This is a genomic window from Xanthomonas hortorum (assembly GCF_024339125.1).
GTDB lineage: Bacteria > Pseudomonadota > Gammaproteobacteria > Xanthomonadales > Xanthomonadaceae > Xanthomonas > Xanthomonas hortorum.
On record NZ_CP101417.1, the window covers coordinates 2,912,116 to 2,927,069 of the forward strand.

Genomic DNA, 14,954 nt, shown 5'->3' on the forward strand with positions numbered 1-14,954 from the left:
CGGATCGAAGAACTCTGATCGGACGCGCCGTTATCCGAGCAATGCACGTCATGCAGTGCTTGCAATCATGCACACCGCCCATTCCGACCATTCCGACAGGTCCTTGCCCGCCCACCGTCGCGGGACCTTATGCGGCATGGATGCCGCAGAAGAGCCTACATGGACGTACTTGCGGCGTGTCCTGCGATGGTGGGCGGGCAAGGACCCTGCAGCCAGGCCGCAGATCATCCGCTCTGCAACTGACGCCTCCACGCCGTTCAATCACCTATCGAGGCGACCGGGATAGTGCGTTTTAGCGTCGTGTGATGTTCCCGACCCGAGCTGTGGCCGAGTACGGCGCAGTCGCTTGCCTCGAACGCGTGATGTCTCCAGAACACTTCACTGCAGCCGCTGCCGCTAAAAACGAAAAACCCAGCCCGGGATTCCCTGGGCTGGGTTTCGATGCCACACGTAAACGCGAAAGGGCAGCGCTTACGCCTCCACATCATCCTTGTACGCATCCACCGGGATGCAGGCGCACATCACGTTCTTGTCGCCGTAGACGTTGTCCACGCGCGCCACCGGCGGCCAGTACTTCTGCTGCTTGAGGCTGGGCAGCGGGAAGGCGGCCAGTTCGCGCGGGTAGGCGTGGGTCCACTCGCTGGCCGACACCTGGGTTGCGGTGTGCGGTGCGTGCTTGAGCGGGTTGTCCTCGCGGTCCAGGCGGCCGTCTTCGATGGCGCGGATCTCTTCGCGGATCTGGATCATCGCGTCGATGAAGCGGTCCAGCTCATGCTGCGATTCGCTTTCGGTCGGTTCCACCATCAAGGTGCCGGCAACCGGGAAGCTCAACGTCGGTGCGTGGAAGCCGAAGTCGATCAGGCGCTTGGCGATGTCTTCGGCGCCGATGCCGCTGGTCTTCTCCAGCGGGCGGATGTCGAGGATGCACTCGTGCGCCACCAGGCCGTTACGGCCGGTGTACAGCGTCTTGTAGTGCGGCGCCAGGCGCTTGGCGATGTAGTTGGCATTGAGCAAGGCCACCTGGGTCGCCTTGCGCAACCCGCCACTGCCCATCATGGTCACGTACATCCAGCTGATCGGCAGGATCGAGGCGGAGCCGTAGCTGGCCGCGCTGACCATGCCGACATCGCCTTCGCCGAAGTTGGATCCGCTGCCATGGATGGCAGCTTTTTGATTTTCGCCGGCACGGATGCCGGCATTAGGAAGCGTCTTGGGCAGATAGGGCGCCAGATGCGACTTCACCGCACACGGGCCCACGCCCGGGCCACCGCCGCCATGCGGAATGCAGAAGGTCTTGTGCAGGTTGAGATGCGAGACGTCCGAGCCCCACTTGCCGGGCTTGGCCACGCCGACCAGGGCATTCATGTTGGCGCCGTCGGTATAGACCTGGCCGCCATGCGCGTGCACCGCTTCGCAGATCGCCACCACGTCTTCTTCGAACACGCCGTGGGTTGACGGGTAGGTGATCATCAACGCGGCCAGGCGCCCGGAATACTTCTCCGCCTTGGCGCGGATGTCTTCGACATCGACGTTGCCGTTGGCATCGCACTTGGTCACGACGACCGTCATGCCGCACATCTGTGCCGAGGCCGGGTTGGTGCCGTGCGCGGATTCGGGAATCAGGCAGATATCGCGATGCGCTTCACCACGCGCGCGGTGATAGGCACGAATCGCCAGCAGGCCGGCGTATTCGCCCTGCGCGCCGGAATTGGGCTGCAGGCTCACCGCGTCGTAGCCTGTGCACTCGACCAGCATCGCTTCCAGCTCGTCGATCAGCTGCGCATAGCCGGCCGACTGCTCGGCTGGCGCCAGCGGATGGATCGCGCCGAACTCGGGCCAGGTCACCGGGATCATTTCGGCGGTGGCGTTGAGCTTCATGGTGCAGCTGCCCAGCGGGATCATGGTGCGATCCATCGCCAGATCCTTGTCGGCCAGCGAGCGCATGTAGCGCAGCAGTTCGTGCTCGCTGTGGTGGGTGTTGAATACCGGGTGTGTCAGGAACGCGCTGCTGCGCAGCAGGCCTTGCGGCAATGCGTCGGCGGTGGCGGCATCCAGCGCATCGATATCGACCTGGGCACCGAACAACTGGGCCAGCGTCACCACGTCGGCGCGCGTGCTGGTTTCATCCAGGCTGATGCCGACCGCTTCGCTGTCGATCGCGCGCAGGTTGATGCCGGCCGCACGGGCCTTGGCGTGGATGGCATCGGCATCGATCGCCTTGACGTGCAGGGTGTCGAAGAAACGCTCGCCCACGTTGACGCCGGCACCGCGCAACGCGGCAGCCAGGATTGCGGCCAGACGATGCGTGCGCCGTGCGATGCGGGTCAGGCCCTCGGGGCCGTGGTAGACCGCGTACATCGAGGCCATCACCGCCAGCAGCACCTGCGCGGTGCAGATGTTGGAGGTGGCCTTCTCGCGGCGGATATGTTGCTCGCGCGTCTGCAGCGTCAAACGGTAGGCAGGATTGCCGGCGGCATCGATCGACACGCCGATCAACCGGCCCGGCATCGAGCGCTTGTAGGCATCGCGGCAGGCCATGAAGGCCGCATGCGGGCCACCGAAACCGAACGGCACGCCGAAGCGCTGCGAGTTGCCGACCACGATATCCGCGCCCCATTCGCCAGGCGCGGCGATCAGGGTCAGTGCGAGCAGATCGGTGGCCACTGCCACCAATCCGCCTTGCGCATGCACGGCATCGGCCAATGCGGCGTGGTCGCCGATGTGACCGAAGCTGTCCGGGTACTGCAGCAGCACGCCGAAGCACTCGGCCTGCAGCGCTTCTTCCGGCGTGCCGACGCGCAGCACGATGCCCAGCGGCTCGGCGCGGGTGCGCAGCAGTTCCAGCGTCTGCGGATGCACCGCGTCGTGCACGAAGAAGGTGTCCGACTTCGACTTGGCCGAGCGCTTGGCCAGCGTCATCGCTTCGGCCGCGGCGGTAGCTTCGTCCAGCAGCGAGGCGTTGGCGATCTGCATGCCGGTGAGATCCGCACACAGGGTCTGGAAGTTGATCAGCGCTTCCATGCGGCCCTGCGAAATCTCTGCCTGGTACGGCGTGTAGGCGGTGTACCAGGCCGGGTTTTCCAGGATGTTGCGCAGGATCACCTTCGGCGTATGGGTGCCGTAATAGCCCTGGCCGATAAACGTGCGCTGCACCTGGTTCTTGCTGGCGATGGCGCGGATCTTGGCCAGCGCTTCTTCTTCGGTGATCGCCTCGGGCAGCGCGAGTGCGGCCGGCGATTTGATGTTGCAGGGCACGATGGCGTCGGTCAGCGCATCCAGCGAGGCGTGGCCGACCACGCCCAGCATCTGTGCGATTTCTGCGTCGTTGGGGCCGATATGGCGTTCGACGAACGCGCTGTGGTGTTCGAGGTCGCGCAGGGAAGACGTGGTCTGGGACATGGCGGGCATCCGGGGCAGGGGCAGACGAATGGTCGACAAGCACCACAACCGGTGTGACGCGCACAGCGCATCACCTCCTGTCGCAGCGAGAGTCTTCCTCGCGCCCCTCTGTCCTTTTGCCTGAGAGTTTAAAAACGCGGCGTGGCGCTGGGCCTGCCTGCGTTCCGTGCCCCTTCGGCGCCGGCATCGGCCGGTCTCTCCAGAGTTGTACTGCGGATGGTATCGGGCCTGAGCGATTACGGGCTGTTGCGCCTTCGGCAGCGGCAGTGCCGCTTCTCCCACCGTGTTGCCGGGACGATTATAGCGTGCGTCCGACCCACCGGGCGCACCCGCCGCGCCTGCCGCGTCACGGCTGTTGTGCTTGGGTCCGCTTAACCTTGCAACGGCGAGCGCCTATCATCGTCGCCCTTATGCTCATCCCGGCGCCGCGACTCGCGGATGCTGGTGTGCGTCCCCGATGCACCACGTTTCGGACTCCTGCATGACCCCCACCACGCCTTCCACCCGTCGCATGGCGCTGCTGCTCGCCGGGTTGGCGATGTTCGGCCCGTTTTCCATCGACACCATCTTTCCGGCGTTTTCGCGGCTCAGCCGCAGCCTGGCGGTGGACGAGGTGGCGATCCAGCAGACCATCAGCGTCTATCTGCTCGCCTACGGGGTGATGAGCATTGCGCACGGGCCGCTGTCCGATGCGTGGGGCCGCAAGCGGGTGATCCTGGGCGGGCTGGTGCTGTTCATCGCAGGCTCGGTGGGCTGTGCGCTGTCGCAGGATCTGCCCACCTTGCTGGCGTTCCGCGCGTTGCAGGGCCTGTCGGCCGGTGTGGGCATGATCGTCGGCCGGGCAGTGATCCGCGATCTGTTCCACGGTGCGGATGCGCAACGGCTGATGAGCCAGGTGTCGATGATCTTCGGCATCGCCCCGGCGATTGCGCCGATCATCGGCGGCTGGATCCTGCTCAGCGGCGCGGGCTGGCCGCTGATCTTCTGGTTTCTGGTCGCGTTCGGGCTGGTGCTGCTGGTTGCGACAGTGACCTGGCTGCCGGAGACCCATCCGCTGGAAGCGCGCACGCCACTGCAGCTGCGCAGCTTGATGCACGACTACGTGCGGATCGGCTTCAACCCGCGTTTTCAGCGGCTGGCGGCGGCCGGCGCATTCAACTTCGCGGGCATTTTTCTGTACATCGCCTCGGCGCCGGTGTTGATCATGCGCCACCTGCACATGGGCGAGGGCGATTTCGCCTGGTTGTTCATCCCCACCATCGGCGGCATGACGCTGGGCTCGTTCCTGTCCGGGCGCATGGCCGGCAGCATGGACCCGGTGCGGCAGATTCGTATTGGCTTCATCTGCTGCGGCGTGGCGGCGCTGGCCAATCTTGGCTACACCTTGTCGGTGGCGCAGATCAGCCTGCCGTGGGCGGTGCTGCCGATCTTCCTGGCCGGTATGGGCATGGCCCTGATCTTCCCGATCCTGGCGCTGGCGGTGCTGGACATGTACCCGCATCAGCGCGGCCTGGCCTCTTCGCTGCAGGCCTTCACCCAGCTGATGACCAATACGCTGGTAGCCGGTGTGCTGTCGCCGCTGCTGAGTGAACACCCGCGCCATCTGGCGATCGGCATGACCGGTTTTTTCTTGCTGGGCTGGCTATTCTGGCGCTGGGAGCGCCGCAGCGGCCGCCGTCTTCGCCGCCGCCAGGCCGCAGAGGCAGTGCCTCTGGAGCCGGCCGACCACCTCTGACCTCACAGGAGCCTGCATGTCCACCGATTCCAAGCTGCGCCGCGACGCCCGCAAGCGCGCCGCCGAGCGCCAGCGCAACCAGGCCGCTGCCAAGGTCACTGCCGATTCGCCGATCGAAGCGCATGCCGAACTGCGCGACCAGCAACGCACGCTACTTGCCGGCATCGTCCGCCGCGACGGCGAATGGGTGCTTGGCATGGACGGTCGCATCGCCGGCGAAAGCACCAGCGCCGCGCAGGTATTGGCCTTGATCATGCGCGCGGCCGAACTGCACGAACGCCAGGGCACGCCGGTGCGGCTGACCTATTCGGATGCGCTCAAAGATGCCGCGCATGCCGAGGCGGCCGCCGACGGCAGGGATTTCGAGGCATTCCGGATCGAGTTTTCGCAAAAGCTGGCGCCCACGCGTACGCACTGAGGCGTGCGGGTGATGGGCCAGCGATGGGCCCGTGCCGGTGTGTTCATCGATGCAGGCAAGGACGGTCGCCTGACGTTCGCCTATTGAGGTGCAGTTGTGCCGGTGGCCAGGGTCACCGATGCAACGCCTGACGCAGCGCCGAGCTGGGTCAGGCCGGAGCGGTTGCTCTCGTTGTCGCCGCATCCGGCAGCCCAGCTGGCGCTGCCGGATGGTCTTCGGGAATAACCGCAAGTGTCAGCGCGAAGGCGCGTGCGGCGACGGTTCCTGTTGCGGCGCCTGCTCGCGCACGGTGGCGTTGTGGTCTTGCTCGGCCTGTACGGCCTGCAAGCGCTGCACGCTGCTTTCCAGCGGCGTTTGCTGCGCGGCCTGGGCATCGAAGCTTGCGCGCAGGTGCGCGGGCGAATCGAGCGCTCCCTCGACGACGAAGCCCCGGGCCGGGTCATGGCCGAGCACCACGTGGTCCACGCGCTGTAGCCCATGCTCACGCGCGGTGACAAGGGCTCCCATTGCCAGGCGCTCGCTATCCGCATCGGGCACGCGGCCGCGCGCGGTCTCCAGTTGCTCTACCGCTGCGGTGCATTGCTTCAGCAGCGTATGGTCCGGATTGGCCGGATGGCGCGGATCCGAAGCCGCGGTTGTTGCAGGCGCCTGGCGCGGCAGCGCTTCGGTGTCGATGCGCTGCAACTGGCCGTCGTATTTTCCATCGGCGCCGTCGGCAATGCGCTGCAGCCGCTCGACGAACGCATAAGGCTCGCCGCCCACGTTGCGGGCCATTGCGATCGCGAAGTGTTCGGGCGACTGCGACGGCGCGTTGCGGTCGCCGACCAGCGAGCTCAGCGAGCTGCCGCCGATCTTGCTGGCCTCGACGCTGGCCTGGGTCTGCTCCATCAGCGCCTGCATCTGCACCTCGCTGAATGCCAGCGTGGTCTTCTGCCCCGGCTTGATCGCACCGGTGCCCACCATCTCGCCGCTCAGCGCGCTGTTGAGATTTTGCGCGATCGCCTTTTCCTCGCTGGCCTCGTTGCGGCCACCCAGGCGCTGCATCAGTCCGGGCGCGGCGACATCGCCATCGATCTCGAAGCGGTAGCTGCGTTCCTGCACGCGTTCGGTCTCGTTGCCGTCGTACTGGCGCACGATCGTCAGCGGCACATTGCCGCCGTATTGCAGCTGTTGTACCACCGTGTAGCCGTCCTGGCCCGGTGTGCTGATGCGCACCTGGCTGCCTTCGTTGCGGCTGCCGGCCAGATCGGCACTGAGCGGGCCCAATTCCAGCTGCAGACGCTGCTGCGAGCTGAAACTGATCCGCTCCACCGTCTGTAGCTCATCGACGCCCGGCACGCCCGGTGCAATCTTGCCCTCGCGCACGAAGTCGCCCATGGCCGCGAGCGCACGCGGATCGGCGAGGTCGAACTGCGCGCTGTGCACCTGCGACTGGCCCAGCGCGTCGGCACGCCCAAGCAGGGCCTGCGCCGGTCCCACCTTGACGCCAACCGCGTTCACTGCCTCGATGGCTGCGTTGGGCCCGGTCACCACACGCACGTGGCGCTCGTCCACGCGCTCAATTAGATAGCTGCGGCCGCTGGCTTCGGTGATCTCGCTCTGCATGGTGAGGTTGTGCAGACTCGCCGAGGTATCGCGCTGGGTGTAGGTCTGCGTGTCCATCACTGCGCGCGCGCCGATCGGCAGGCTCTCCGGCTGCAGCGGATTGATGCGTGTGGCAGCCTCTGCAGGCTGGTCGACGCCGGGCAGCGTCAGTGAATAGCGCATGCGCTGCCCGGCACTGACGCTGGCTTCGATGTTCAACTTGCCGTCGCCGAGCTTGGTCTGCAGGCTTTGCTGCTGGCCGGTGCGCGCGTCGGCCTCGAGGTTGAAGGTGGTGGTCTTGGCGTCGGCATCGCTGAGCTTGCCCAGGCCTAGCGCGCTGCTGGTGCGCAGGCTGTTCTCGCCCAACGCCTGGGTTTTACTGCCGTTGCTCTGCTCGCTGGTCTGCGAATACTTGACCGACTGCTCTGTCGAGTTCAACGCGACTGTGGCGCTGCCCAGTTCTGCCGAGTATTCGGTGTTCTTGCTGCTGTAGATCGGGTCGAACGCGCGATCGTTCGCGTCGTCGATGAACTGCTTGTTGGGGTCCAGGTTCTGCTGGTCCGGGCCGGTGGAGGCGTTGTTCATTGGATGCGTCCTGCATGCTGCGCCTGTGCAGCGGGCGCGCAGTATATCGCCGGCGTTTTGTACGTTTATCAAATGAATGTTATGCGGCGGCCAGTGTCTGGCTACCGCATGCCGCTGGGTAGATGGGGCGTCAGCGCGTTGCGGCAGGCGCAGGCGCGTTGGTGGGTGCAGCTGGCGCAGTCGCCTGCCAGCCACACAGCTGCCCCTGATTCTGCTGCTTCAACCATTCGTTCATCGGTGCGAAATATTCCAGCATCGGGCCGGCATCCAGGCGGTCGTTGCCGGTGAGTTCCTTCAGCGTGGTCTGCCACGGTTGGCTGGAGCCACGCTGCAACATCGACCAGAATTTCTGCCCGGCGTCCTTGTTGCCGTAAAAGCTACATTCGTACAGCGGCCCGTGATGGCCGGCGGCTTCGCACAGGCCCTTGTAGAACTGAAACTGCAGAATATGCGCAAGAAAATAACGGGTGTACGGCGTATTGCCGGGCACATGGTATTTGGCGCCGGCATCGAAGAACTCTTCGCCGCGCGCGCTTGCCGGCGCGACGCCCTGGTACTTGGCCTTGAGTTCCCACCAGGCCTGGTTGTAATGCTCGGGCGTGATCGAGCCATCGAACACGCCCCAGCGCCAGCGGTCGATCATCAAGCCGAACGGCAAAAAGGCGACCTTGCTCAGCGCCATGCGCATCTGCGAATTGATCAGCGCCTCGCGGCCGGTTTGCTGTTCGCCCACCATGCCGATCGACTGCAGATACTTGGGCGTCATCGCCAGCACGATGGTGTCGCCGATCGCTTCGTGGAAACCATCGTTGGCGCCATTCTGAAACAGCGGCGGCAGCGGGTTATAGGCCAGGTCGTAATAGATGTGGCCCAACTCGTGATAGATGGTGGTGAAGTCTTCTTCGGTCGGGTTGATGCACATCTTGGTACGCACGTCCGCGCCGATGTTCTGGTTCGCCTCGCCGCCCATGTTCATATCCCACGCGCTGGCGTGACAGACCACGTCGCGATCCAGCGGTTTGATGAACTGCGAGCGTTGCCAGTAGGTGTCGGGAAGTTTGGGCATGCCGAGCGAGGTGTAGAAGTCCTGCGCACGCTCGGTCATCTGTTTTGCGGTACGCAGTTGCGCTTCGCGCTCGGCCTGGAAGCGTGCACCGCTACCGCCTTCGCTGGTATTGGCTACGTTGCGTGCCAGCACCGCGCTCAGATTGCCCTGGTACTGTTTTTCCAGCGCAGCGGTGATGTCCAGATCGCCAGCGCCCGGATACGGCTGCAGCAGATCCCACAGGTTGCTCCAGTCCTGCTGCCACATGTTGCCCATCAGATGCGCGGGCAACATGCCGCCGGCGATCTCGCCCTTGTCCTTGCCATACTGCGTATCGAGCTTGCCGCGTGCGTAGCATTGCAGTTGCGCGTACAGCGGTTTGACCTGCTCCCACAAACGGTCGGTTTCGCTGGCAAGCTGCGCTGGCGGCATGTCGTAACCACTGCGCCACAGCACGCCGACATCGGCGAAACCCAAGCCGCGCGCGCCTTCGTTAGCGAGCTCGGCAAAGCGTTGGTAATCCTTGCGCATGGGTTGTGCGGTGGCGTGCCAACCTTGCCAGGCGTCGAGTTGTTCGTTGTAGTCGCGGCTGCGCGCCAGCACCTGTTCCAGCTCGCCCAGCTGGCGGCAGCGGCGCTGTTCGCCCTCGCCGATGCAGTAGCGCGCCGCGCCGTAATCGCCTTCCATCTTGGCGGCGATCTGGGTTAGTTCGGCCAGCTTGGTCGGGTCGTGTGGGGCGGGCAGGGCGCTCATCAATGTCAGTAATTTCAACGCGCGCGCGCTGTCGGCCGACATCGGCAGGCCGGCGTATTGCTTGGATTGTTCGATCCAGCGATCCAGCTGCGCCAGCTGGCGTTCGTTGGCCTTGGCGGCCAGCAACTGCGAGTCGCCAGTGATGTAGGTCGATGACAGCCACTGCGCTGCGGTGAGCTCCGGATATGCGGCTTTGTATTCGGCGCTGATGCGCGCAACGAACTGGTCGGCGCTTTCGGCAGGGGCGGCCTTGGTGGCGGCGGGTTTGGCCGGCGGGGCCGCATCCTGGCGGCAGGCCGACAACGACAGGGTGCCGGCAGCGACAGTCAATGCCAGCAAAAGCAAACGAGGATTCACGGATGGTCCTTGCGGTGAAGTCCGACGAAGGCTAGAGCGCGCCGCGACTCAGGGCAAGCGGTGTCGCCGTGCATGCGATGCGGATAGCTGCCAATCCATGTGTGGCTAGTGGAGCAGCCAACAAAACTACTGGCTCACTGCCAGACGGGCGCGGCCTGTGTTCGTTGCGGCATGAATCGCGCGGGCATTGGGACCTTGAGTGCGCTGTCCATACTTGCCTGCCCATTGCTCGCGACGTTTGTCAGCTAATTATCAGAAATTGATAAGAACGTGAGATATCCAGTTGTCTCGGAGTGATTGGACGTCATGAATGCGTCGGTGGCAGAGCGGCTGATCTTCGGGCTAGCTGCAGGGCTCTTGCCCGCCCACCGTCGCGGGACACGCCGCAAGTACGTCCATGTAGGCTCTTACGCGGCATCCGTGCCGCGTAAGGTCCCGCGACGGTGAGCGGGCAAGGACCAGTCGAGATGGTCAGTGTGCATGTTTGCAAGCAAGGCATGACACGCGTTGTCTGGATAACTGTGCATCCGATCAGCTTCGCAACGCAACGAGATCAACAGGCAGGCTTTCAACAAGCAGCCGACTCACTTTCTGGTGCGGTGTCCTCGCCGCTTGCGGGACCGTGTGGCGGCATGGATGCCGCCACCGAGCCTACATGGACGTACTTGCGGCGTGTCCCGCGAGCGGCGAGGGCACCGCGCCCTCGACTCATTGCTTTGGGCTCTGGACTCGTCCATCCGTACGCGAACCAGCGCGGCAGGCGTGATCTTCTCGCCGGTTCCGCTTGGAAATATCGAAACTGCGTTCATCCTGCGCATTGTGCAAACAGATCGCGCTCGCGTGCGTAGACACTAGTTTTGACCTGCATCAGACCCAGGATCGAGGGGAACAAGGCATCGTGATCGGTGTACTGACCGGCGCGGTGACGCAGGCAGGTTTCATCCAGGCCGCGATCGCGCGCGAACTCCGGCGAGAACCACATCACCATCGGCACGTGGGTCTGCTCCTTGGGCGCGATCGCATACGGCACGCCATGCAGATACAGGCCTTTTTCGCCGAGTGATTCGCCGTGATCGGAGACGTAGATCATCGCGGTGTCATAGTCCTGCAAACCGCGCAGCGTGTGGATGGCCTGATTGAGGAAGTGATCGGTATAGCCGATGGAATTGTCGTAGGCGTTGACGATGTCCTGGCGGCTGCAGCTGCCCAGATCGGCGGTTTTACACACTGGTTTGAAGCGTTCGAAATGCGCCGGGTAGCGTTCGAAGTAACTCGGTCCATGGCTGCCCAATTGATGCAGCACCACGACGCGATCGCCGGGCTTGGCGCGCACCTGTGCAGCCAGGTCGCTGAGAAGAATCTCGTCCATGCAGCGGCCGTCGGCACATAATCCCGGTGTGGTGGCATCGTCCAGCTTCTGAAGCTCCAGGCCGTCGCACACGCCCTTGCAGCCAGACTGGTTGTCGCGCCACAGCGTGGAAATGCCGGCGTGATCGAGTACATGCAGCAGCGACTGATGGCCGCGGATCATGTCTTCGTTGTAATCGCGCCGGCCAAACGGCGAGAACATGCATGGCACCGAGACTTCGGTGCTGGTGCCGCACGAATGCATGTCCGGGAAGTTGATCACCCCGGCCTGCGCCAGCTCCGGCGTGGTCTGGCGTGCGTAACCATTAAGGCCCCAGTTCTGCGCACGCGCGGTCTCGCCCAGGACCACCAGTAGCAAACGTGGGCGACTGCCGGCAGCACGTGGCGTGGCCATTGCATCGTGTTCGATCGGCTGCTTGGGCACGTGCTTGATCGGCGAATCGGATTTGAGGTTCTGTCGCAACGCCACGATGTAATTGATCGGCGTGGCCAGGTAACGCACCTCGCGGTGATTGCGCATCAACGCGGAAATATCCTGGAACGACAGCATCGTGCCAGCCGCGCCCACCACTGCCACGATCAGTAGAAAGCCGGCGCGAATCGCCAGCGACTTGCCGGTGCTGCGTGCGCGCAACCGGGTGCGCCACAACAGCGTTGTGGGGATCAGGAAGTAGCACACCAGCGGCAGGATCAAGCCAGGGGTGAGCAGTTCGCGCGATTCCTTGTGGTCGGTATGCAGCACGTTGCGCAGCATGTCCGCATCCAGATAGACGTTGTAGCTGTCCATGTAATGCGCAGCCAACGCGGTGGTGAACAGCAGCACCGTCAGTAGCGGTTTTGCATTCCAGCGCCAAACCAGCAAGCCCAACAGCAAGGCATGCACGGCAAGCAGCAGCGCCATCAACGAGATGGCAAATCCAATGCTGCCTGGATGTGTCGCCATCGCCGTGCGCCAGAACAACTGATTGCACACCAGAGCGAAAAACAGGCTCGACAGCAGGACCAGCGTCTCGGTCGACACGGTCGGCCGCGTACTCCAGGTCAGCGCACGCGGGCGCGCTTGCCCTTGCGGTTCCGGTAGCCAGGTACTCATGCTGCATCCCCCGATTGCAACATCAAACCACGCGCGCGATGCGGCCGAGCCAGCATCACGCAGTACAGTGCCAGTGCGCTCACCCAACACACCGCCAACGACCATAGGTCGTGCGAGAGAAAGTGTGCGCCGCGCAGTTGTTGTGCAATACCGAAAATGAGACCTGCTGCTAGACCTGCGAACAAAGCTGTAAAGCGCCATGCAGGACGTAGAGACAGCGCACAAAAATACAGCGCCACCCAGGCATAACCGGCGCTTGCATGGCCGGCGGGAAAACACCCTGACGCAGCAATGCCATGGCGCGACTCAAATAAACCGATCATTGCCTGCGTGCCGCCATAACGGCTCAGATCCCAGGGGCAATCCATCGCTGTCCAGGATTTAAGGAGCGACACCAGCGAGGTCGACAGTGCGATCGATGCGGCGAGATACGTCAGTGGCCAGCGCAGTGCACGCCTGCGCGGAGCAAACCAGGCGGCCACAGCCAGCAGTAACACGCAAACTCCGGCAGTTGTGCTCAACCATTTGCCGACGCGATGCACAACGCCGCTGGTAAACCAATGCTCCTTGAGCAGCCATTGCCCGCCTTCCAGGCGATACAGCACATCGGCAATCCACTGGTCGCCACCGGCGCCCATCAGCAGTGCGCTGAGCAACAGCACACCCGTCAGCGGCATCCATAGATGGCGAACAAAAAAACGCGCCCGCACATCAGGGGCGATGCGCACCAGAACTGGCGCACGGACGGGAAGCGTGCTCATCGGAATGTCGGTCTGTGTCATTGCCCGGCATCTTCGAAACCCGGATGTCGGAGAGCGGTCGGACCGGAGTTGCCCAGCCGTTAATCGACACCGAGCATTCAGTCTGTATCGCCATCGCTACCGGTTTGTTCGGTGTCGGACGCAGTGGCGATGCAACCGGCGTGCCACGCGGTGCCCGGCACCAGTTGCCATTGATTGCGATTGGATTCGCCGATATCGATGCGTTGCGCCGGAGCGATACACGCCGGTACAGCCTGTTTGAGCACGAATAACCAACGTTTCTCCGGCGCGTTTGCAAGCCACGGACCGGCCTTGTCCCATTGCTGCTGCCAAGACGCCTTGAAGCCGAAGTCGGTCACTGCCCGATCCGCCTGCAGCATATTCTGCTCGCGCCAGGCCAGCATGCCGAGCTCGGCATCCGGGCCGATGCGCTGACCGACGCGCTGCATCAAGCGCGCCGCCGAGCTATAGGGATCCAATGCCGGCATCAAACCCAGGCCATATACGATCCACAGCGCTGCGGTCACCACCACCACCGCAGTGCCGGCGCGTTTGCCGCGCGACCATGCGATCGCTGCCAGGCCGACCACGCCCAGGGCGATCAACCAGACACCCACCGACTGCATCGAGGCCAGATCCATTCCGCGCTTGAGCGCGGTGTTTTCCGCCCAATGCAGATGCAATGCGATCCCGATACCCAATACCAGTGCGGCCACCGCAAGCAGCAGCACATAGCCGGTCAGCAGCACGCGGATGCCGCGCTTGCGCAGTAGCCCGGCCAATAGCGGTGCGGCGGCAATACACAACGCCGGCAGCATCGGAAAGATATACACCTCACGCTTGCCCGGGCTGGCGCTGAAGAACACCAGCACCAACACGCTCCAGGCAAGCAGCAGCACATAGCGCGGATCGCCGCGCCGTAGTCGTCGCCACCAGGCCGGCAGCAACCAGGGCAACAACAGGCAGCCGGGCAACCACAGCGTGGCGATCACCTGCAGGTAGTACCAGACCGGCTTCACGTGATGCCACGCGTGTGCGTAACGGGTGCCCGTCTGCTTGAACAACAACTCATGCGCGTACGCATGCAGCACCGGGTCGTTGCTTTGCAGTAGCGCGATGCAAAGCGGCCCCAGCCACACCGCAGTTCCGGCCAGAAACGCCGGCAGTACCAACAACCAGCTGCGCCCTGCCTGCGCACGTGCCGGCAACACACACCAGTGCTTGCGCGGCAACGCCATCCACGGCAGCAACAGCAGCAGTGGCAAAAAGCCCACGCCCTTGGTCACCGTTCCCACGCCGGCCGCGAACACTCCCAGCGTCCACGCACGCCAGTCCGGCCCGCGCAGCAGATGCCGCAGCATCCCCCACAACGACAGCGTGGTCAGCGCCACCAGCACCATGTCGATCTGCGCACGCTTGGCCATCAGGCCGAACTGCAGCACCGCAAACAACGCCAGTAGCGCATGGCGCGCCACGCGCCGATTCCATAACCGCCGCGTCAGGTCCCAGGTCAGCCACAGCGTGGCCAGGGCCGCCAGCAGCGAAGGAAGTAAAAACGCGACGGGCCAGTGCGGCACCAGCTGATAATTGGCGGCCTGCAACCACATGAACACCGGTGGTTTTTCGGCATACAGCTCGCTACCGCGATGCGGCAGCAGCCACTGACCGGTCTCGACCATGCCGCGTGCGGCCAGCACAAAGCGCGGCTCGTCCGGCGGATTGGGCTGACGTAAGCCAAGGCCGGCCAGCAGGCTGACAACGATCAGCGCCAGCGCAACCAGCAGCATGCGTTGACGGGACACAGCGGCAGAGATGGCAGGCGACACGTGCACGCTCTGATGAAAGTGGCGGAACAC

8 protein-coding genes and 1 riboswitch are annotated in these 14,954 nt (G+C 64.1%); of the genes, 2 read left to right on the forward strand and 6 right to left on the reverse strand.

The annotated features are described in order from the left end of the window. Window positions 1-471 precede the first annotated feature (471 nt). Window positions 472-3,399: an aminomethyl-transferring glycine dehydrogenase gene (gcvP, locus tag NMB96_RS12470; RefSeq protein WP_255084966.1), complete on the reverse strand. Its 2,928-nt coding sequence runs from the start codon at window positions 3,397-3,399 to the stop codon at window positions 472-474. 98 nt (window positions 3,400-3,497) lie between these two features. After that, window positions 3,498-3,612, reverse strand: a riboswitch (glycine riboswitch). A gap of 268 nt (window positions 3,613-3,880) precedes the next feature. On the opposite strand from gcvP, the gene NMB96_RS12475 reads away from it, so the two are divergent. Together NMB96_RS12475 and NMB96_RS12480 are read left to right on the forward strand one after the other, a co-directional pair. Continuing rightward, window positions 3,881-5,134, forward strand: coding sequence for a multidrug effflux MFS transporter (locus NMB96_RS12475; protein ID WP_023903092.1), 1,254 nt, complete (start codon window positions 3,881-3,883; stop codon window positions 5,132-5,134). 16 nt (window positions 5,135-5,150) lie between these two features. Then, complete coding sequence (locus NMB96_RS12480) at window positions 5,151-5,552, forward strand: hypothetical protein (protein ID WP_023903093.1); 402 nt, start codon at window positions 5,151-5,153, stop codon at window positions 5,550-5,552. A 234-nt stretch (window positions 5,553-5,786) separates the two neighbouring features. Here the strand turns inward: NMB96_RS12480 and NMB96_RS12485 are convergent, their stop codons facing one another. The 5 genes from NMB96_RS12485 to NMB96_RS12505 form a co-directional block, all read right to left on the reverse strand. Further along, window positions 5,787-7,721: an XVIPCD domain-containing protein gene (locus NMB96_RS12485; protein WP_023903094.1), complete on the reverse strand. Its 1,935-nt coding sequence runs from the start codon at window positions 7,719-7,721 to the stop codon at window positions 5,787-5,789. A 130-nt stretch (window positions 7,722-7,851) separates the two neighbouring features. Further along, window positions 7,852-9,876: a M2 family metallopeptidase gene (locus tag NMB96_RS12490; RefSeq protein WP_023903095.1), complete on the reverse strand. Its 2,025-nt coding sequence runs from the start codon at window positions 9,874-9,876 to the stop codon at window positions 7,852-7,854. Between the two features lie 805 nt (window positions 9,877-10,681). Continuing rightward, entirely contained in the window at window positions 10,682-12,337 is a 1,656-nt protein-coding gene (locus NMB96_RS12495) for a phosphoethanolamine transferase (RefSeq protein ID WP_183086849.1), read from the reverse strand. Continuing rightward, on the reverse strand, window positions 12,334-13,098 hold the full coding sequence (locus NMB96_RS12500) for a phosphatase PAP2 family protein (protein WP_043889022.1): 765 nt from the start codon (window positions 13,096-13,098) through the stop codon (window positions 12,334-12,336). Before NMB96_RS12500 ends, NMB96_RS12495 begins: the two co-directional genes overlap by 4 nt. Window positions 13,099-13,196: 98 nt before the next feature. Further along, window positions 13,197-14,930, reverse strand: a complete 1,734-nt coding sequence (locus tag NMB96_RS12505) for an ArnT family glycosyltransferase (protein WP_255084967.1) — start codon at window positions 14,928-14,930, stop codon at window positions 13,197-13,199. Between the last annotated feature and the right edge of the window lie 24 nt (window positions 14,931-14,954).